Here is an 18,665-nt window from a genome sequence, read left to right on the forward strand (position 1 = left end):
CGGGTCAGAGAACCACCAGTCGGGAGGGCACCGCGGTCACGATCACCACCCGGCCACGAGGCCGGGCGCGACGGTGCGCGGTGCGGCGGGGTCAGGCGCTGCGACGTTCCCCGTCGGACTGCGAGGAGGTCGTGTGGCCGGTGCTGTCGGTCGGGGTCGGCGCGGGGATCTGCCGCGGCGCGGAGTCCTCGGCGTCCGCCGACTCCTCCTTCTTGCCGTCGTTCTGCATCTCCTTGACCTCGGACTTGAAGATGCGCATCGACCGGCCCAGACCGCGCGCGGCGTCGGGGAGCTTCTTCGACCCGAAGAGGATGAGGAACACGATCACCACGATGATGATGTGCCATGGCTGGATGGCGCCCATTGGCCTTCCTTTCGCGCGTCGACTGCTGCCGATGCTACCGGACCGGCGAGGTCGCGGCGGGAGGCGTCGGATCCGGCGTCGGGCCTGCCGTCAGCGCGTGACGCCGTACGCGCCCAGGGCCGCCTGCGCTCGTCGACCGATCTCGGCGGACACCCCGGGGGTGTCGACGGGCCGGATGCGGCCGCCGAAGCCGAGCAGGAACCGGGTCAGCCATTCGTCGGAGCCGTAGGTCATCCGACCCCGCAGCGGGCCACCGTCCGTCCCCGCCTCGACGATGTCGATGAGGTGGTAGTCGACGACCCACGCGACGTCCGGCTCGATGAGGAGGTCGACGGTCGGCAACGAGTCCGCGTCGTCACCGAACAGCGACAGCGACGACGACCCGCGGTCGTCGGATGCGTGGTCGTGGGCGGGTTCGTCGAGGAGCCGGGCTTCGTCGATCCGATCGAAGCGGAACAGCCGGACGCCCTCGCTCTCGCGACACCAGCCCTCGAGGTAGCTCTGGCCGTCGACGGCCTGGATCCGGATCGGGTCGACGGTCCGCTCGGACACGGCGTCCCGCGACGCCGAGTAGTAGCGCAGCCAGACGGCCTTGCGGGTGCGCACGGCGTCCCGCACGATGCGGTCCCATCCCTCCGCGGACGCCGTGTCGGCAGCGGACGGCGCCGCCGAGGCGGCCGACCCGAGAGCTGCGTCGCCGACGGCCCTCTCGATCTTGGCGATCGCCCGCTGGGCCGCGTCGGAGTCGACGACACCGCCCATGTCGAGCAGGGCACGCAACGCCATCAACAGGACCGACGCCTCGGCCGGGGTCAGGCGCAGCGGACGGTCCATGCCGGCGGAGAAGGTGACGTCGACCGTGTCGCGGTCCACGAAGTCCAGGTCGATGAGGTCGCCCGGCGAGTACCCCGGCAGGCCGCACATCCACAGCTGCTCGAGGTCCTTCTGCAACTGATCGGGGGTGACGCCGAGCTCGGCCGCCGCCCGCGTCTTGGCCACGCCGGGGTGGGCGAGGAAATACGGCACCATCGCGAGGAGCCGCGACAGGCGGTCCGGCGCGCCGCTCACGCGTCGGCCCCGGCGAGTGCGCCGCGCAGGCCGGCGACGACGGCGTCGACGAGGACCGGCGGCGCGAGGGCGACCGCGTCCTCGCCGAGACCCACCACCTGCCGGGCCAGGCTCTCCGCCGACCACTCCATCAGGGTGACGACGGCACCCGGCCGGCCGTCACGGTCCTCGGGGGCGACGGTCGCGGCCGCACGTCGCACCCCTGCCGCGCGCCCGTCGGCGACCCAGATACGCGCGGGTCCGTGCCCGCCGGAGTCGGCGAAGGTCGCCGCCTCGGCGACGAGCGCGCGCACGTCGACGTCGTCCGGGCGCGTGAAGGACGCGGTCCCGGTCTCGACCGGCTCGAGGATGCGCGACAGGCGGAACGTGCGGGTCTCACCGCGGTCGAGGTCGTGACCGACGACGTACCAGCGTCCGCGGTGGGTCACCACACCCCACGGCTCGAGGCGTCGGGTGCTCGGCTCGGCGGTGGGCGACGGCCGGTGCAGGAAACTCACGGGGAGCTGGTTCTCGACGGCCCTCAGCAGCACCGCGACCACGGCCTCGGAGCCCATCGCGCGGGGGGTCGCCGCGCGCACACCGACGGTGAGGTCGCTGTCGGCGACGAGTTCCACACCACCCGCCCGCAGTTTCAGCAACGCGGTCCGGGCGACCGACGCCATCGACGGGTCGTCCCACAGTGCGGCGGCCATGGTGACCGCGGCGGACTCGTCACGGTCGAGGTCGATGGCGGGCAGCTCGTAGGCACTGCGGTTGATGCGGTAACCGTCGACCTCGGAGCCCCGGTGACGGCCGGTCTCCAGGGGGATGCCGAGGTCACGGAGTTCGTTCTTGTCCCGCTCGAACATGCGGTTGAACGCCTCGACGCTCGACGACTCCCCGTATCCCGCGACCAGGGTGCGGATCTTGTCCGCGGTGAGGAAGTGCTCCGTCGACAACAGGCAGATGACCAGGTTCATCAACCGTTCGATCTTGGTGGTCGCCACTCGACGCAGCCTAAGGCACGAAGGGGGTCGCCGAAGCGGACATCCTCGGCCGTGTCGAACAGGTGATCACATGGACGCGATGAGCCGATCGACCCGCTCGTCGACGTTGCGGAACGGGTCCTTGCACAGCACCGTCCGCTGAGCCTGGTCGTTGAGCTTGAGATGCACCCAGTCGACGGTGAAGTCCCGACCGGCCTTCTGCGCGGCGGCGATGAAGTCGCCCCGGAGCTTGGCGCGGGTGGTCTGCGGTGGCTCCTCGACGGCGGTCTTGATGTCCTCGTCGGTGGTGATGCGGCGCACGAGACCCTTGCGGGACATGACGTCGAAGACGCCGCGTCCCCGCTTGATGTCGTGGAACGCCAGGTCGAGCTGGGCGATCTTCGGGTCGGCGAGGTCCATGTCGTAGCGGTCCTGATAGCGCTGGAACAGCTTGCGCTTGATGACCCAGTCGATCTCGGTGTCGACACCGGAGAAGTCCTGCGACTCCACCGCGTCGAGGGTGCGGCCCCACAGATCGACGACGAGGTCCATCTCCGGGTCGGGGCGGCGGTTGCGCAGGTGCTCGACGGCGCGGGCGTGGTACTCCCGCTGGATGTCGAGCGCACTGGCCTGCCGTCCACCCGCCAGGCGCACCGGACGGCGTCCTGTGGTGTCGTGACTGACCTCGCGGATGGCGCGGATCGGGTTGTCCAGCGCGAAGTCCCGGAACGAGACACCGGCCTCGATCATCTCCAGCACCAGCGCGGCGGACCCGACCTTCAGCATGGTGGTGGTCTCGGCCATGTTGGAGTCGCCGACGATCACGTGCAGACGCCGGTACTTCTCGGCGTCGGCGTGGGGCTCGTCGCGGGTGTTGATGATCGGCCGCGACCGCGTGGTCGCGCTCGAGACGCCCTCCCAGATGTGCTCGGCCCGCTGCGAGAGGCAGTAGGTCGCCGCCTTCGGCGTCTGCAGGACTTTCCCGGCACCACAGATCAGCTGGCGCGTGACGAGGAACGGGAGCAGGACGTCGGAGATGCGGGAGAACTCCCCCGCCCGCACGACCAGGTAGTTCTCGTGGCAGCCGTACGAGTTGCCGGCGGAGTCGGTGTTGTTCTTGAACAGGTAGATGTCCCCACCGATGCCCTCGTCGGCGAGGCGCCGCTCGGCGTCGACGAGGAGCTCCTCGAGGACGAGTTCCCCGGCGCGATCGTGGTTGATCAGCTGCACGAGCCCGTCGCACTCGGCGGTCGCGTACTCCGGGTGCGACCCGACGTCGAGATAGAGCCGCGCCCCGTTCTGCAGGAACACGTTCGACGACCGTCCCCACGACACCACCCGCCGGAACAGGTACCGGGCGACCTCGTCCGGGCTGAGGCGACGGTGACCGTGAAAGGTACAGGTCACGCCGAATTCGGTCTCGATGCCCATGATGCGACGGTCCACCTGTTCGACCCTACCGGTGCTGGTCGCGGGCGGCCGGGATGCGCGGACGCGGCGGACGCATCAGGACGTCGCGTCCCCCGTGCCGTCCGTCGCCGACTCGTCACCGTCGGCGGAGGCCTCCGCGGTCGGTGCGGGCAAGATCGCCGCGACCGCATCGGTGGTCAACCGACGGAACGCCCGACGGGGGCGGTGGCGGTCGAGGACGGCGACCTCGAGATCACCGGCGGCGAGCACCCGCGGTTCCGGCGTCGGCTGCGACGACGACGTGCCGTTGGGCGTGGCCGGAGGCGCACCGAGCGCGGCGACCGCCCCGGTGAGCGCGGTCGCGAGATCGGCGTCGGCGGTGTACGAGTCCCGCATCGCCGTCGTGATCGACTCGGTCGACCCGCCCATCACGAGGAAGCGCGTCTCGTCGGCGATGGAACCGTCGTAGGTGATCCGGTAGAGCTGCGACGGCGTCGACCTGCCCGGCTGGGCGACCTCCGCGACACACAGCTCGACCTCGAACGGCTTGGGCTGCTCGGTGAACACCGACCCCAGCGTGTTGGCGTAGGCGTTCGCCAGCGACAGTCCGTTGACGTCGGCACGGTCGTAGCTGTAGCCGCGGACGTCGGCGAGCTGGATCCCGGCCTTGCGCAGGGTCTCGAACTCGTTGTACTTGCCGACCGCGGCGAACCCGATGCGGTCGTAGATCTCGCTGACCTTGCGCAGCGCGTTCGACGGGTTCTCCGCGACGAACAGGACACCGTCGGCGTAGGTCAGCACGATGACGCTGCGGCCGCGGGCGATGCCCTTGCGGGCGAGCTCCGAGCGGTCGCGCATGATCTGCTCGGCGCTGGCGTAGTACGGGAACGTCATGACGCGTCACCCCCGAACGCGGCGTCGTGGGCGGCGGTGCGGTCGGCGATGACCGCCCGGGCCGCCTCCTCGATCTCGACCGACGGCACCTCGCGGGCGCCGTCGGTGTCGATGACGACCGCTGTCGGGACGATGCGACGCACCAGATCCGGTCCGCCCGTGGCGGAGTCGTCGTCGGCGGCGTCGTAGAGGGCCTCGACGGCGATCCGCACCGCGGACGCGACGTCGAGGTCGGCGCGGTACAGCTTCTTCAGCGACGACTTCGCGAACACCGACCCCGAGCCGATGGCCTGGTAGCCGCCGAACTCCTCGTGGCGGTCGCCGGCGACGTCGAAGGAGAAGATGCGGCCGGGTCGACGGGGGTCGTCGCCGCCCTCGGGGTCGAATCCCACCAGCATTGGGATGGCGACGAGGCCCTGCATGGCCGCGCCGAGGTTCGATCGCACCATCGTGGCCAGGCGTGTGACCTTGCCGTCGAGGGTGAGCGGACGGCCCTCGATCTTCTCGTAGTGCTCCAGCTCCACCGCGAACAGACGGACCATCTCGACGGCGATGCCCGCCGTGCCGGCGATGCCGGCGGCGGAGTACTCGTCGGTGACGAACGTCTTGCGGATGTCGCGGCTGGCGATCATGTTGCCCGCCGTCGCACGACGGTCACCCGCGATCAGCACACCACCCGGGTACGCGACGGCCACGATGGTGGTGCCGTGCGGGATGGAGTCGGTGGGTGACACGACGTGGGACGTGTCGGGCAGGAGCTCCGGTGCGGTACGCCGCAGGTGGTCGGTGAAGGACGAGATGTCCCGACCGATTCCGTCGAGCTGTCCGCTCACTGGCCGCCTTTCTGCACGTATGCACGCACGAAGTCCTCGGCGTTCTCCTCGAGCACGTCGTCGATCTCGTCCAGCAGGTCGTCGGTGTCGTCGGCGAGCTTCTCGCGTCGTTCCTGGCCGGCCGCGGTGTCCGGGCCGTCGGCGGAGTCGTCGTCCCCGCCACCGCTGCGCCGCGTCTGCTCCTGCGCCATTGCTGCCTCCTCGATCCTGCGATCCCCGGGGCCACGAGGGCCCGGGGAGTCCGTGTGACCACCCTACCGGCAGGGGTTGCGCCCCCGCGGGATGCGCGGGCAGCTGCCGGGGTGGGTGTCAGGTGGTGAGCTGGTCGACCAGTTCGGCTGCGGAGTCGACCGAGTCCAGCAGGGCGCCGACGTGGGCGCGGCTGCCGCGCAACGGTTCCAGCGTGGGGATGCGCACCAGGGAGTCGCCGCCGAGGTCGAAGATGACCGAGTCCCAGCTGGCGGCGGCGATGTCGGCGCCGAAGCGCCGCAGGCACTCGCCGCGGAAGTAGGCGCGCGTGTTCTCCGGCGGCGCGGAGATGGCGTCGGTCACCTGCTGCTCGGTGACGAGCCTCTTCATCGACCCGCGCGCGACGAGCCGGTTGTAGAGGCCCTTGTCGAGTCGGACGTCGGAGTACTGGAGATCGACCAGTTGCAGGCGCGGAGCGCTCCACCCGAGACCCTCGCGGGTCCGGAACCCTTCCAGCAGGCGCAGTTTCGCCGGCCAGTCGAGGATGTCGGCGCACTCCATGGGGTCACGCTCGAGGCGGTCGAGCACGTCGATCCACGTGTCGAGCACGTGCTGGGCCCGGGGGTCGTCGATCCCGCGTTCACGCGCGAACTCGGCGCACCGCTCGTGGTAGATGCGCTGTACCGCGAGCGCCGTCACCTCCCGGCCGTCGGCGAGAGCGACCGTCCCGGTGAGGGTCGGGTCATGGCTGATCCGGTGCACCGCGGTCACCGGACGGGCGAGTTCGAGGTCGGAGAGGTCGACGCCGGCCTCGATCAGGTCCAGGACCAGCGAGGTGGTGCCCACCTTGAGGTACGTGGCGGTCTCGGCGAGGTTGGCGTCGCCGATGATGACGTGCAGACGCCGGTAGCGGTCGGGATCGGCGTGCGGCTCGTCGCGGGTGTTGATGATCCCGCGCTTGAGGGTGGTCTCGAGTCCGACCTCGACCTCGATGTAGTCGGCGCGCTGGGAGAGCTGGAACCCCGCGTCGTCGCCGGACTGGCCGATGCCGACCCGACCCGATCCGGTGAACACCTGTCGCGTCGCGAAGAACGGTGTCAGCCCGGCGATCACGGCCGTGAACGGGGTCTCGCGGGCCATCAGATAGTTCTCGTGCGTCCCGTAGGAGGCGCCCTTGCCGTCGATGTTGTTCTTGTACAGCTGCAGACGGGGTGCGCCGGGCACGCTCGCGACGTGCCGGGCGGCCGCCTCCATCACCCGCTCCCCCGCCTTGTCCCAGATCACCGCGTCCATCGGGTCTGTGACCTCGGGTGCGGAGTACTCGGGGTGCGCGTGGTCGACGTAGAGCCGGGCGCCGTTGGTGAGGATCATGTTCGCGGCACCGACCTCGTCGGCGTCGATGATCGGCGCGGGTCCGGACGACCGGCCGAGGTCGAAGCCACGGGCGTCGCGCAGCGGCGACTCCACCTCGTAGTCCCACCGCGTCCGCTTGGCCCGCGGCACACCCGCGGCGGCGGCGTAGGCGAGCACCGCCTGCGTCGAGGTCATGATGGGGTTGGCGCCCGGGTCGTTGGGGGCCGAGATGCCGTATTCGACCTCGGTTCCGATGATGCGCTGCACGTGGTCGAGCGTAGGCGTCATCGGCACAGACGGCCGACGCCGACCCGTCCGTGATCGGTGGACGGGCCGGCGTCGGTGTCGGTGAGCGTGTCGGTCAGAGGTACTGGCCGGTGTTCGTCTCCGTGTCGATGGCGCGGCTCGCGCCGGCGCTCTTGCCGGTGACGAGCGTGCGGATGTAGACGATCCGCTCGCCCTTCTTGCCCGAGATCCGTGCCCAGTCGTCCGGGTTGGTGGTGTTGGGCAGGTCCTCGTTCTCGGCGAACTCGTCGAGGATCGAGTCGAACAGGTGCTGCACGCGCAGGCCGGGGGCGCCGGTCTCGAGCTGCGACTTGATCGCGTACTTCTTCGCGCGGTCGACGACGTTCTGGATCATCGCGCCCGAGTTGAAGTCCTTGAAGTACATGATCTCCTTGTCGCCGTTGGCGTAGGTGACCTCCAGGAACCGGTTGTCCTCGTTCTCGGCGTACATCCGCTCGACGACGCGCTCGATCATGGCCGCGATGCACGCGCCGCGGTCGCCGCCGAACTCCGCGATGTCGTCGGCGTGGATGGGCAGGCCCTCGACGAGGTACTTCGAGAAGATGTCGATCGCCGACTCGGCGTCGGGTCGCTCGATCTTGATCTTCACGTCGAGACGGCCCGGACGCAGGATGGCCGGGTCGATCATGTCCTCGCGGTTCGACGCACCGATCACGATGACGTTCTCGAGTCCCTCGACGCCGTCGATCTCGCTGAGCAGCTGCGGGACGACGGTGGTCTCGACGTCGGAGGAGACGCCGGACCCGCGGGTGCGGAAGATCGAGTCCATCTCGTCGAAGAAGACGATCACCGGTGTGCCCTCGGACGCCTTCTCGCGGGCCCGCTGGAAGATCAGACGGATGTGACGCTCGGTCTCACCGACGAACTTGTTGAGCAGCTCCGGGCCCTTGATGTTGAGGAAGTACGACTTCGCCTCGCGCGCGTCGTCGCCGCGGGCCAGGGCGATCTTCTTGGCCAGCGAGTTCGCGACGGCCTTGGCGATGAGCGTCTTGCCGCAGCCGGGCGGACCGTAGAGCAGGACGCCCTTCGGCGGGCGCAGCGAGTAGTCGCGGAACAGGTCCTTGTGCAGGAACGGCAGTTCGACGGCGTCACGGATCTGCTCGATCTGGCGACCGAGACCACCGATGTCCTCGTAACCGACGTCGGGCACCTCCTCGAGCACCAGGTCCTCGACCTCGGCCTTGGGGACGCGTTCGAACGCGAAGCCGGCCTTGGTGTCGATGAGCAGCGAGTCGCCGGGACGCAACGCGCGCTTGCCGTCCTCGCCGTCGACCTCACCCATGAGGGGTTCGGCCAACCAGACGACACGTTCCTCGTCGGCGTGGCCGACGACGAGCGCGCGGTCACCGGTGCCGAGCACCTCACGCAGGGTGCTGATCTCACCGACGGTGTCGAACTCGCAGGCCTCGACGATCGTCAGGGCCTCGTTCAGGCGCACGGTCTGGCCGCGTCGCAGGGCCTCGACGTCGATGTTCGGCGAGACGGTCAGTCGCATCTTCCGACCGGAGGTGAACACGTCGACCGTGGAGTCCTCGTAGGTGGCGAGGAGCACGCCGTAGCCGCTCGGCGGTTGTCCGAGACGGTCGACCTCCTCACGCAGCGCGAGGAGTTGCTGGCGCGCGTCCTTGAGGGTGTCGAGGAGCTTGGCGTTGCGGGCGGTCAGCGTGTCCACGCGCTCCTGGAGATCACCGCTCAGCGGGCGCTCGTGCCCTCCGGTGTCCGGGATGGGGACACGTCCGTGTCCGGGACGACCAGCCCGGTCCGCGTTCTCTCCACGGGCGTTGTCACGACGGTCGGATTCGGTCATTGCTGACTCCTCTCGCCGGTGAGTCGCAATCGGGCTCACCGTCCTTCCACGCTACCGGCGTGCGCGGACGTACGCGGGGCAGGCGTGCACAGACCCGCCGGACGTCCCGCATGGTGGACACCGCGGGAATGTCGACGACCGCGACGAGGACGTGCTCAGCCGCGGCTGGGCCGCCGTGCCGGGCGCAGGGTGACGGTCCCCGGGGCGAGGCGTCGCGCCGTGACCAGGAACGCGGTGTGGCCCTGCATCTTGTGCGACGGGCGCACGGCCAGACCGACGACGTTCCAGTCACGGACGAGCGATTCCCAGGCGCGCGGCTCGGTCCAGCACTCCTGCTCACGCAGGCCCTCGACCACCCGCGACAACTGTGTGACCGTTGCCACATAGACGATGAGCACCCCGCCCGGCCGGATCGTCTCCGCGACCACGTCGAGGGTCTCCCACGGGGCGAGCATGTCGAGGATCACGCGATCGACGGTCACGGCACCGTCCCCGCCCTGCCCGCCCGCGCGGTGCTCGCGGATGTCGGCGACCGTCAGCTCCCAGTTCGGGGGGCGGCCGCCGAAGAACGTCTCGACGTTGCGGACCGCGTGCTCGGCGTGGTCGTCGCGGACCTCGTAGGACAGCACCCGACCCTCGGGCCCGACCGCGCGCAGCAGCGAGCAGGTGAGCGCACCCGACCCGGCACCGGCCTCGAGCACCGTGCACCCGGGGTGGATGTCGCCCTCGGTGATGATCTGCGCCGCGTCCTTGGGGTAGATGACCTGCGCGCCGCGCGGCATGGACAGCACGTAGTCGACGAGAAGCGGGCGCAACGCGAGGTACTGCGCACCGCCCGTGGACGACACGATGCTCCCCTCGAGGGCACCGATCAGGTCGTCGTGGGCGATCCCGCCGTGGTGGGTGAAGAACGACTTCCCCGGTTCGAGGTGGACGGTGAACTTGCGGCCCTTGGTGTCGGTGAGCTGGACACGGTCACCGACGGCGAAGGCGGGATCGTGGGTCATCGCGCCTCCCGGCCTCTGTCGTACACCGGGCTTACCCTGCCAGGTGTGAGTGACGTGATCTGCGGCGACCCTGCACCGACCGGCACCGATTCGAGCGACCGTGCACCCTTCGTGCCGGCCGGCAGGGAGATCCCCTCCTGCCCCACCGCCATCGGCGATCCGCCCGTCGTGCCCCGCCGTCCGGCCCTGTCGCCGTCGCGCGCAGCCGACTTCAAACAGTGCCCGCTGCTGTACCGCTACCGCGCCATCGACCGTCTCGCCGAACCGTCGACCACGGCCCAGGTCCGCGGGACCGTGGTGCACTCGGCTCTGGAGCACCTCTTCGATCTCCCTGCGCCGCTGCGGACTCGCGAGACCGCCGGCGACCTCGTCGACGCGGCGTGGGACGTGCTGTGCGAGAAGGAGCCCGAGCTCCGCGACCTCGTCCCGGCCGAGGGCGTCGCAGGGTTCCTCGCCGACGCGCACCGGCTGATCGAGACCTACTACCGCATGGAGGACCCGACGGCGTTCGACGCACAGAGCTGCGAACTCCGGGTCGAGGTGGACCTCGCCGACGACGTCGCCCTGCGCGGTTTCGTGGATCGCATCGACGTCGCACCGACGGGTGAGATCCGCGTCGTGGACTACAAGACCGGCCGGGCGCCGGGTGAGTCGTTCGAGGCGCGGGCGCTGTTCCAGATGAAGTTCTACGCCCTGGCCATCCTGCGGTTGCGCGGGGTGGTCCCCCACCGTCTGCAGCTGATGTATCTCGCCGACGGTCAGCAACTGCGCTACACACCCGACCGCGAGGAGCTCGAACGGTTCGCGGGGACGCTGACCGCCATCTGGCGCGCGATCCTCGACGCGGGGGCCACCGGCGACTTCCGGCCCAAGCGCTCCTCGATGTGCCGGTTCTGTGACCACAAGGCGCTGTGCCCGGAGTTCGGGGGCTCGATCCCCGACTACCCCGGGTGGCCGACGACCCCGGGTGAGGACACCGCCGCCGACCGGCTCGCCCCGTGACGGACGCGTTCTACACGCCGCTCGGCGAGGAGGACGGCTGGTTCCATGTCCAGCCGACCGAGCACACGGTGAGCGTCTGGGCGGACACGTTGCAGCACGGCGGTCCGCCGTCGGCGCTGCTGGTGTGGGCGATCGAGCGGATGGGTGTGCCTGCCGGCACGGCGATCTCGCGCATCACGGTCGACATCCTCGGTGCCGTCGGGCTCGAGCAGAACCGCGTGCAGGCGCGTGTGGTCCGGCCGGGCCGCCGGATCTCCCTGGTCGAGGCCGTGCTCGACGTGCGGGCGTCCGACGGCGCGTTCCGTACCGCCGCCCGGGCCTCGGCGTGGGTCCTCGCCACCGGCGACACCGCGGGGATCGCGTCGCCGTCGACCATGAGCGGAGCCGCGCCACGGGGACCCGGTGACGACCGCCCGTCGGAATGGGTGGATCAGGGTTGGGGGCACACCGGGTTCATCGCGGCGGTCGACGTGGTCGGTGTCGCCGACCCCGGCCCCACGTGGCTGCGACCGCGCCACCCGTTGGTCGCGGGCCACGAGACCGGCCCCTACGCGACGTTCTGCTGCGTGGTCGACATCGCGAACGGGCTCGGCAGCAGGCTGTCGGCCCTGCAGTGGCAGTGGATGAACACCGACACCACCATCCATCTCGCCCGGCGTCCGACCGGCGACTGGGTGGGCGTCGAGGCCGAACTCGTCGCCGGCGACCAGGGATACGGCTACACCGGCGCCGACCTCTACGACGTCTCCGGTCGCGTGGGCCGGTCGAGTCAGACGGTGCTCATCGCACCCCAGGCCTGACCGTGTGGTCGTGGGTCAGAAGCGACAGGACCGGATGTCGGTCACGAGGATCGCCTTCGCGCCCATCGCCGACAGGTCGTCCATCACCAGCTGATGCCCCGATCGGGGGACCATGGCGCGCACCGCGACCCAGTCGTCGTCGGCCATCGGGGCGATCGTCGGCGACTCCAGCCCGGGCGTGATCGAGACCGCCTGGTCGAGCAGGTCCTTGCGGCAGTCGTAGTCCATCATCACGTACTGCTGGGCGACGACGACGCCCTGCACCCGCGCGATCAGCCCGTTCGCAGCCGCCGACGGATCCTTGTCGGCGCCGTGGATGAGGATCGCCTCCGACTCGCACATCACGTCACCGAACGCGGTCAGACCGTGCTGGCGCAGGGTCCGTCCCGAGCCGACCACGTCGGCCACGGCGTCCGCGACACCGAGAGCGATCGAGATCTCGACGGCCCCGTCGAGCCGGATGATCTCGGCGTCGATCCCCCGCTTGGACAGGTCGGCGGCGACGATGTTCCCGAACGACGTGGCGATCCGCTTGCCGGCGAGGTCGTCGACCGTCATCGGGGTCTCGACGGGCCCGGCGTACCGGAACGTCGACGACCCGAAGCCCAGCGCGAGACGTTCGACGACGGCTGCCTGTGACTCCCAGGCGAGGTCGCGGCCGGTGATGCCGAGATCCAGTTCACCCGACCCGACGTAGATCGCGATGTCCTTGGGCCTCAGGAAGAAGAACTCGACGTCGTTCGCGGAGTCGAGGACGGTGAGGTCCTTGGCGTCGGTGCGACGCCGGTACCCGGCCTCGGCCAGGATGGCCGCGGCGGCCTCCGACAGGGCGCCCTTGTTCGGGACGGCTACGCGCAGCATCGCTCTCTCGTTCGTCGTGATCGTGGTGTGGGCCGGGACCGCGGGGCTACAGGTGGCGGTACACGTCGGCCGGGGTGAGGCCGCGTTTGATCATCACGACCTGCAGCCAGTAGAGCAACTGGGATATCTCCTCGGACAGCGAGTCGTCGGACTCGTACTCCGCCGCGAGCCACACCTCGCCGGCCTCCTCGACGATCTTCTTGCCGAGATGGTGGACGCCTTTGTCGAGCGCGGCGACGGTGCCGCTGCCCTCCGGTCGTGTCGCGGCGCGGTCGGAGAGCTCGGCGAACAGCTCGTCGAAGGTCTTCACGGTGGCTCAGTCTCCCACGGTCGAGGATCCGGCCTCGCGTCCGGCGTTCCTGTCCACATCGCCTCCGGCGAGGCGGAAGATCTCGCCGAGGGTCTCGGCGTCGAGTCCGACGAGGCTGTCGCGCAGCACGCGCCCGTCGGCGGCGGGCACGGGCGCGTCGGACGGGACCACCAGCGTGGGGCAGCCGGCGGCGGCCGCCGCTGCGGAACCCGTGGGCGAGTCCTCGATCACCAGGCACTGCGACGGCGACATCGCGAGGTGGGCGGCGGCGGCGAGATAGAGGTCGGGCGCGGGTTTGCCGGTGGGCACCTCGTCGCCGCAGAACGTGGCGGCGAACCTGTCCGCGCCGATCGTCGGCAGCGCCTGCTCGGTGATGACCCGCTCGGTGTTGGTGACCAACACCATCGGGATCCCCAGACCCGCGATCGTGTCGAGGGCCTCGCGCGCACCCGGCCGCCACGGGATGCCGTCGGCGAACAATTCCGTCACCCGGTCCCGCAGCCACTGCGCCTCCCGGGCGTGATCACGGTCGGACTCGGCGGTCGCGGCGGCGTCGAACAGCCGGTTCAGCGCATCCACCATCGAGTTCCCGAGCGTGGATTCACGCAACGCGGTGGTCATCGTGACGCCGAGCTTCGCGGCCAGGTCCGCCATGGCGACGTCCCAGAGCTTCTCGGAGTCGAGAAGTGTCCCGTCCATGTCCCACAGGACGGCGCTCGGCAGGGTGCTCATGACGTCTCATCCTTCCGCACCGACGCGTCGCCACCGCCTCCGCCCGTCGGGACGGTAGGAAGTGGGTCCATGCCCCATGGTCGTCCCGAACTCGTCTACTACGTCGCCGTCTCGCTCGACGGCCGGATCGCCGCGGCGGACGGGGACTTCTCCGCGTTCCCGGTGGAGGGCGATCACATGAGCGCGGTCACGGGCCGATTCCGCGACGCGCTGCCGGCTCCGGCGCTGGCCGCGCTGGGGCTGACGCCCTCGTTGCGCCTCTTCGACACCGTCGTGATGGGTCGCGAGACCCACGGCGTCGGTGTGCCTCACGGCCTGCTCAGTCCGTACCCGCATCTCCGGCAGATCGTCGCCTCGCGCTCCAGGCCTCCGGTCGGCACCGACGTCGAGGTCACCGCGGATGCGGTCGGGGCGGTGCGGGAGGCGAAGGCGCGAGCGGGCGACGCCGACATCTGGCTGTGTGGGGGCGGGATCCTCGCGTCGGCACTGCGCGACGAGATCGATCGGATGATCCTCAAGGTGAACCCCGTCGTGATCGGCGACTCCGGGCGGCCGCTCTTCGCAGGCCCCGGGCCCGAGCGCTGGACCCTCACCGACGAGGAACAGTTCACCTCGGGCGTCCGGATCGTGGACTACCGCCGGGTCCGCTGACCGCGGACCGGCTCCGGCGGCGCGAGGCGGTCACCGGTGACCCGGGCGTCGGCGAACTTGACGCGTCGTCCGACGGGGACGATCTCGTAGCCGACGATCCCGTCGAGGTCGGCCAGGGTCGTCGTCACGGTGCCGTAGACGTCGGCGAAGCCGCGGGTGGCCAGCGAGGCGGTGAGGTTGTGGCGACCGGTGACCGCGGCCGCGAACGGGACGTGGGGATGGTCGGCGAGAGCCGCACCGACCGTGGCGAGCGAGCGGGGCGTCACCGACAACCAGAGCCCGACCACGGTGCGGATCCCGGACGCGGCCGCGGCGACATCCACGTCGAAGTAGGTAATCCCCGCCGCGAGCAGCGCCTCCACCCGACGTCGCACCCGACCCGGTGAGCTGCCGGTCAGCCGGGCGAGGGCGGCGTATGAGGTCCTCCCGTCACGCGCCAGCGCATCCAGGATCGCGCGGTCGTCGGCGCGCAGCACCGTCACGCCGTCGGGTCCGCCCGAGGGCGGGTCGTCGATGACCGGGGGACACTGCTCGTCGCGGGCGAGTGCCTGTTGCTGGTCCGTCGACAGCGGCGACGACCAGGCCGCCCAGTCGGTCGCGCTGCCGCCGACGAACGTGTGCAGCAGCGCCGCGACCTCCACGTCGAGCACCGACTGCGACTTCGGCAGCTGGCGGGTGATCAGACGCTGCGCCTCGTCACCAGCCGTGGAGCGGACCGAGCAGGTGACCTCCCAGCCGCTCGCGTCGATGGCCACCCAGGACACGTCGTCACGCCGGGCGAGGGCCTCGGCGACCACCTCGGCGCCCTCGGGTCGACACCGGATGCGGGCGTGCCAGACGGTGAGGCCGAGGGCCGCGGGATCGACCGCAAGCGTCACCCGCACGAGCCCGCTGCGTCGCAGCCGGCGGTAGCGCCGCGCCGCGGTGGTCTCGCCGATCCCGAGCACCTCGCCCATCCGGGCGAAGCCGACGCGCGGCGCGATCTGCAGGGCGTGCACGATCTGTTCGTCGATCGGGTCCAGGACGACGGAATCGGTCGGCGTGGCCGGTGTCATCGTGGTGATCGTACGCGCGGGCACGCTCTCCGCGACCTGGCCGTCCATCGCGGGTGATCGTCTCCCCCGTTCTCGTCCCCGAGCGAAGGAATCGACATGTCACGTAGATGGTGGCCCCTGGCCGTGGTGTGCACCGCCACCTTCATGTTCCTGCTGGACGTGACCATCGTGGTGGTCGCACTCCCCGACATCCAGCGCTCGCTGGGCGCCGGCTTCGACCAGCTGCAGTGGGTGACCGACGCCTACGCCCTCGCGCTCGCGTCCCTCCTCCTGACCGCCGGCTCCATCGCCGACCGCGTCGGCCGCCGCAGGGTGTTCGCCCTCGGTCTCGCCGTGTTCACCGCTGCCTCCGTGCTCTGCGGTGTCGCGAGCGACCCCGCGCTGCTCATCGCCGCCCGCGCCGTGCAGGGCATCGGCGGCGCGATGCTGTTCGCGACGTCCCTCGCGCTGCTGTCGGTGCTCTACCAGGGCCGCGACCGTGGGATCGCCTTCGGCGCATGGGGTGCGGTCACCGGCGTCGCGACCGCACTCGGTCCCATCCTCGGCGGGGTGCTGACCACCGGCCTGTCGTGGCGGTGGATCTTCCTGGTCAACCTCCCGGTGGGGCTCGTCGCGCTGTGGGGCACCCGCGTCATCGCGGAGTCCCGCGCCGACCATCCCCGACGCGTCGACGTCCCGGGGGTCGCGACGTTGACGGTCGGTCTGCTCGCGGTGGTGTTCGGTTTCATCGAGACCGGCAGCCGGTCGTGGGGTGACCCGATCGTGGTGGGGTCGTTCGTGATCGGCGCGGCCATGCTCGTCGGATTCGTCGTGGTGGAACGGACGGTCCGCGAACCCATGTTCGACCTGTCCCTGCTCCGCACACCGACGTTCGTCGGCGGGTCGCTCGCCGCGTTCGCGATGAACGGGTCGCTGTTCGCGATGCTGCTGTACGTCGTGGTGTACCTGCAGGACGGGCTGGGGTACTCAGCGCTCGAGGCCGGCCTGCGGCTGGTGCTCATCTCCGGCGCGACGATGGTGGTCGCCACCGTCTCCGGACGCCTCGCCCACACCGTGCCGGCGCGGTGGTTGATCGGACCGGGCCTGCTGCTGGTCGGTGTCGGACTCGCGCTCTGCGCCGGACTCGACGGCGGATCGGGCTGGACACATCTCGCGGCCGGCTTCCTCGTCGCCGGTGTCGGCAGCGGTCTGGTGAACCCGCCGCTCGCGTCGACCGCGGTCGGCGTTGTCGATCACCATCGCTCCGGGATGGCCTCCGGTGTCAACAACACCTGCCGTCAGGTCGGGATCGCCGTCGGCATCGCGGTGTACGGCTCGCTGTTCGCCGCGCGGGTCCGCTCGTCGCTGGAGTCCGGTCTCGCCGCCCGACCGGAACTGCGTTCGCGGACAACGGGTCTCGCCGACGCCATCCACGACGGCGCGGCCGGCCGGGTGATCGGGGCCCTGCCCGCCGATCAGCGGGCCGTCGTCGCCGACGCCGTGCGGACGGCGTTCGCCGACGGCATGAACACCCTGTTCGTGGTCAGCGCGGCGGTCGCCGCTGTCGGCGGCGTCTGCGCGCTGCTGCTGGTGCGCGGTCGCGACTTCGTCGTCACTCAGGCACCGGGTGCGCGCACCGAGGCACCCGACGACACGGTCGCGGCGGGCTGACGACGCACCACCCGACGCAGCGCGACCACCACCCCGGCCGCGGCGAACGCCATCATCGACGCGTAGACGCCGAGGGCGGTGTCGCCGCGGCCGGACGTGTACCCCGACGACCCCGCACCGCCGGCCCGCCCCGGTCCTGCACCGCCGTTCCCGGCTTGGTGTCCGCCGTCGGCCGAGGGCCGCGACCCGCCGGGCCGGAAGCCGTCATCCGGTCCCGCGCCGCCGGGCCGGGGTCCACCGCCCCCGACGGATCCCGCACCGCCGCCGCGCATCCCGCCCTGGTCGCCGGTCAGCGACGAGTGATAGACGCCGATCGCGGACGCCTGCACCAGCAGAGGGATCACCGCATAACGGAGTGGGAGGAAGAACGCCGCAACGACGCTCAGGACCTCCGCGGCGTAGAAGTACCGGTCGTGCATCGCGGGCAGCAGGAACGGCACCACGATCGCCGAGGCGGTGGTGACCACGAGGATCGATGGGTCCGTCACCGGTGGGCGCCGGACCACCGACCACACCAGGAACCCGACCACGAGGACGACCGCGGCGGAGATACCCGCGTACGCCACCCAGGTCACGTCGCCGGACAGCGGGATCAGCTGGTACAGGTTCGCCGCGCCCAGCGTCAGCTGCCGGTACGAGTCCGTCTGATCCAGATAGACCGAGAAGACCTCCCGCCAGGGGGCACCGGCGATCAGCACGGGGACGTCGAGCGCGACGTAGACGAGCGGGATCATCAGCAGCGCGTACCAGGGCACCCGTCGTCGGAGGACCAGCCAAGCGAGGACCGGGAACACGAACACGGCCTGCAGCTTGAACGCGAGCGCGAGACCGAACAGCGCACAGGCGATGACCGCGTTGCGGCGGCGGCGCTCCCGCCCGGACTTCAGCAGGAACAGGACGCCGGCGAGCACGCAGGCGGTGTAGATGCCGTCTGCCTGACCCCACCACGCGCTGTTCGCGATCACCGACGGGAGGAACAGCACCAGTGCGAACGCACCCAGTGGTGTCCAGCGATTGGCGGACCGAAGAGCCACGATCCGCGCCGCGACGAAGGCGAGGACGACGTCGGCGGCGATCGACAGCGCTTTGATCCCGATGAGAGACGGGATGTGCAGCCAGGACAGACCGGCGATCAGGTACAGGTACGGGTAGTTGTAGTCGGCGAAGCGGGACCGGAACGCTGCGACGCCCTGCTGGTCGAGGACGTCGTACCAGCGGCTCAGGAACGCCCGGTAGTCCATGGTCTCGACGTGGACGAACTGCCACCGCACCACGAGAGCGACGACGAGGATCGCGGCGACCACAGCCCAGCGCACGAGGCGGGGTGGGCGGGTGAGCAGCGACCCCCGGTCGGCGTCGGTCGCGGGGGCCGGGTCGGCGAGCACAGCGGTCATACCCGACACACTGA

General features: G+C 70.6%; 19 protein-coding genes. 4 read left to right on the forward strand and 15 right to left on the reverse strand.

Features of this window, described 5'->3' with window-relative positions; translation table 11 throughout:
* Positions 1 to 91 precede the first annotated feature (91 nt).
* From tatA to Q1A98_RS09895, 10 genes are all read right to left on the reverse strand, one after another.
* The gene (gene tatA, locus Q1A98_RS09850; RefSeq protein ID WP_299572598.1) at positions 92 to 364 is read right to left on the reverse strand and encodes a Sec-independent protein translocase subunit TatA; all 273 of its coding nucleotides are present in this window, start codon (positions 362 to 364) and stop codon (positions 92 to 94) included.
* Between the two features lie 90 nt (positions 365 to 454).
* Complete coding sequence (locus Q1A98_RS09855) at positions 455 to 1,432, reverse strand: YafY family protein (RefSeq protein ID WP_299572600.1); 978 nt, start codon at positions 1,430 to 1,432, stop codon at positions 455 to 457.
* Positions 1,429 to 2,418, reverse strand: coding sequence for a WYL domain-containing protein (locus Q1A98_RS09860; RefSeq protein WP_299572602.1), 990 nt, complete (start codon positions 2,416 to 2,418; stop codon positions 1,429 to 1,431). Before Q1A98_RS09860 ends, Q1A98_RS09855 begins: the two co-directional genes overlap by 4 nt.
* A 66-nt stretch (positions 2,419 to 2,484) precedes the next feature.
* Positions 2,485 to 3,843, reverse strand: a complete 1,359-nt coding sequence (gene pafA / locus Q1A98_RS09865; protein WP_299572605.1) for a Pup--protein ligase — start codon at positions 3,841 to 3,843, stop codon at positions 2,485 to 2,487.
* 60 nt (positions 3,844 to 3,903) lie between these two features.
* Positions 3,904 to 4,701, reverse strand: a complete 798-nt coding sequence (gene prcA / locus Q1A98_RS09870) for a proteasome subunit alpha (protein WP_299572608.1) — start codon at positions 4,699 to 4,701, stop codon at positions 3,904 to 3,906.
* Positions 4,698 to 5,534: a proteasome subunit beta gene (gene prcB, locus Q1A98_RS09875; RefSeq protein WP_299572611.1), complete on the reverse strand. Its 837-nt coding sequence runs from the start codon at positions 5,532 to 5,534 to the stop codon at positions 4,698 to 4,700. The genes prcA and prcB overlap by 4 nt, the downstream gene beginning before the upstream one ends.
* Positions 5,531 to 5,725 (reverse strand): ubiquitin-like protein Pup, encoded by a 195-nt coding sequence (locus Q1A98_RS09880; protein WP_253652880.1) that lies wholly within the window; start codon positions 5,723 to 5,725, stop codon positions 5,531 to 5,533. The genes prcB and Q1A98_RS09880 overlap by 4 nt, the downstream gene beginning before the upstream one ends.
* A 118-nt stretch (positions 5,726 to 5,843) precedes the next feature.
* On the reverse strand, positions 5,844 to 7,343 hold the full coding sequence (gene dop / locus Q1A98_RS09885) for a depupylase/deamidase Dop (RefSeq protein WP_299572613.1): 1,500 nt from the start codon (positions 7,341 to 7,343) through the stop codon (positions 5,844 to 5,846).
* A gap of 94 nt (positions 7,344 to 7,437) precedes the next feature.
* Positions 7,438 to 9,189: a proteasome ATPase gene (gene arc, locus Q1A98_RS09890; RefSeq protein WP_299572615.1), complete on the reverse strand. Its 1,752-nt coding sequence runs from the start codon at positions 9,187 to 9,189 to the stop codon at positions 7,438 to 7,440.
* A 155-nt stretch (positions 9,190 to 9,344) separates the two neighbouring features.
* Entirely contained in the window at positions 9,345 to 10,196 is an 852-nt protein-coding gene (locus tag Q1A98_RS09895; RefSeq protein ID WP_299572618.1) for a tRNA (adenine-N1)-methyltransferase, read from the reverse strand.
* Between the two features lie 129 nt (positions 10,197 to 10,325).
* Here Q1A98_RS09895 and Q1A98_RS09900 point away from each other — a divergent pair, with 129 nt between their 5' ends.
* Together Q1A98_RS09900 and Q1A98_RS09905 are read left to right on the forward strand one after the other, a co-directional pair.
* Positions 10,326 to 11,198, forward strand: coding sequence for a RecB family exonuclease (locus tag Q1A98_RS09900; RefSeq protein ID WP_299572853.1), 873 nt, complete (start codon positions 10,326 to 10,328; stop codon positions 11,196 to 11,198).
* Positions 11,195 to 11,998 (forward strand): thioesterase family protein, encoded by an 804-nt coding sequence (locus tag Q1A98_RS09905; protein WP_299572620.1) that lies wholly within the window; start codon positions 11,195 to 11,197, stop codon positions 11,996 to 11,998. The genes Q1A98_RS09900 and Q1A98_RS09905 overlap by 4 nt, the downstream gene beginning before the upstream one ends.
* Positions 11,999 to 12,013: 15 nt before the next feature.
* Here the strand turns inward: Q1A98_RS09905 and hisG are convergent, their stop codons facing one another.
* From hisG to Q1A98_RS09920, 3 genes are read right to left on the reverse strand one after another with little or no spacing between them, the layout of a single operon-like run.
* A complete protein-coding gene (gene hisG, locus Q1A98_RS09910; RefSeq protein ID WP_299572622.1) occupies positions 12,014 to 12,859 on the reverse strand; it encodes an ATP phosphoribosyltransferase in 846 nt (281 codons plus the stop codon).
* Between the two features lie 46 nt (positions 12,860 to 12,905).
* Positions 12,906 to 13,169, reverse strand: a complete 264-nt coding sequence (locus Q1A98_RS09915) for a phosphoribosyl-ATP diphosphatase (RefSeq protein WP_299572625.1) — start codon at positions 13,167 to 13,169, stop codon at positions 12,906 to 12,908.
* A 6-nt stretch (positions 13,170 to 13,175) separates the two neighbouring features.
* The gene (locus tag Q1A98_RS09920; RefSeq protein WP_299572627.1) at positions 13,176 to 13,901 is read right to left on the reverse strand and encodes an HAD family phosphatase; all 726 of its coding nucleotides are present in this window, start codon (positions 13,899 to 13,901) and stop codon (positions 13,176 to 13,178) included.
* Between the two features lie 69 nt (positions 13,902 to 13,970).
* Between Q1A98_RS09920 and Q1A98_RS09925 the strand changes: the two genes are divergently transcribed.
* Positions 13,971 to 14,552, forward strand: a complete 582-nt coding sequence (locus tag Q1A98_RS09925; protein ID WP_299572629.1) for a dihydrofolate reductase family protein — start codon at positions 13,971 to 13,973, stop codon at positions 14,550 to 14,552.
* Here the strand turns inward: Q1A98_RS09925 and Q1A98_RS09930 are convergent.
* Positions 14,534 to 15,607, reverse strand: a complete 1,074-nt coding sequence (locus Q1A98_RS09930) for an Lrp/AsnC family transcriptional regulator (RefSeq protein ID WP_299572630.1) — start codon at positions 15,605 to 15,607, stop codon at positions 14,534 to 14,536. The genes Q1A98_RS09925 and Q1A98_RS09930 overlap by 19 nt on opposite strands.
* 96 nt (positions 15,608 to 15,703) lie before the next feature.
* On the opposite strand from Q1A98_RS09930, the gene Q1A98_RS09935 reads away from it, so the two are divergent.
* Positions 15,704 to 17,257 (forward strand): MFS transporter, encoded by a 1,554-nt coding sequence (locus tag Q1A98_RS09935; protein ID WP_299572632.1) that lies wholly within the window; start codon positions 15,704 to 15,706, stop codon positions 17,255 to 17,257.
* On the opposite strand, the gene Q1A98_RS09940 is transcribed toward Q1A98_RS09935, so the two are convergent.
* The gene (locus tag Q1A98_RS09940) at positions 17,203 to 18,651 is read right to left on the reverse strand and encodes a hypothetical protein (RefSeq protein WP_299572634.1); all 1,449 of its coding nucleotides are present in this window, start codon (positions 18,649 to 18,651) and stop codon (positions 17,203 to 17,205) included. The genes Q1A98_RS09935 and Q1A98_RS09940 overlap by 55 nt on opposite strands.
* Positions 18,652 to 18,665: the final 14 nt, after the last annotated feature.

It is taken from the genome of uncultured Williamsia sp. (genome assembly GCF_947494875.1).
Taxonomy (GTDB): Bacteria; Actinomycetota; Actinomycetes; order Mycobacteriales; family Mycobacteriaceae; genus Williamsia_A.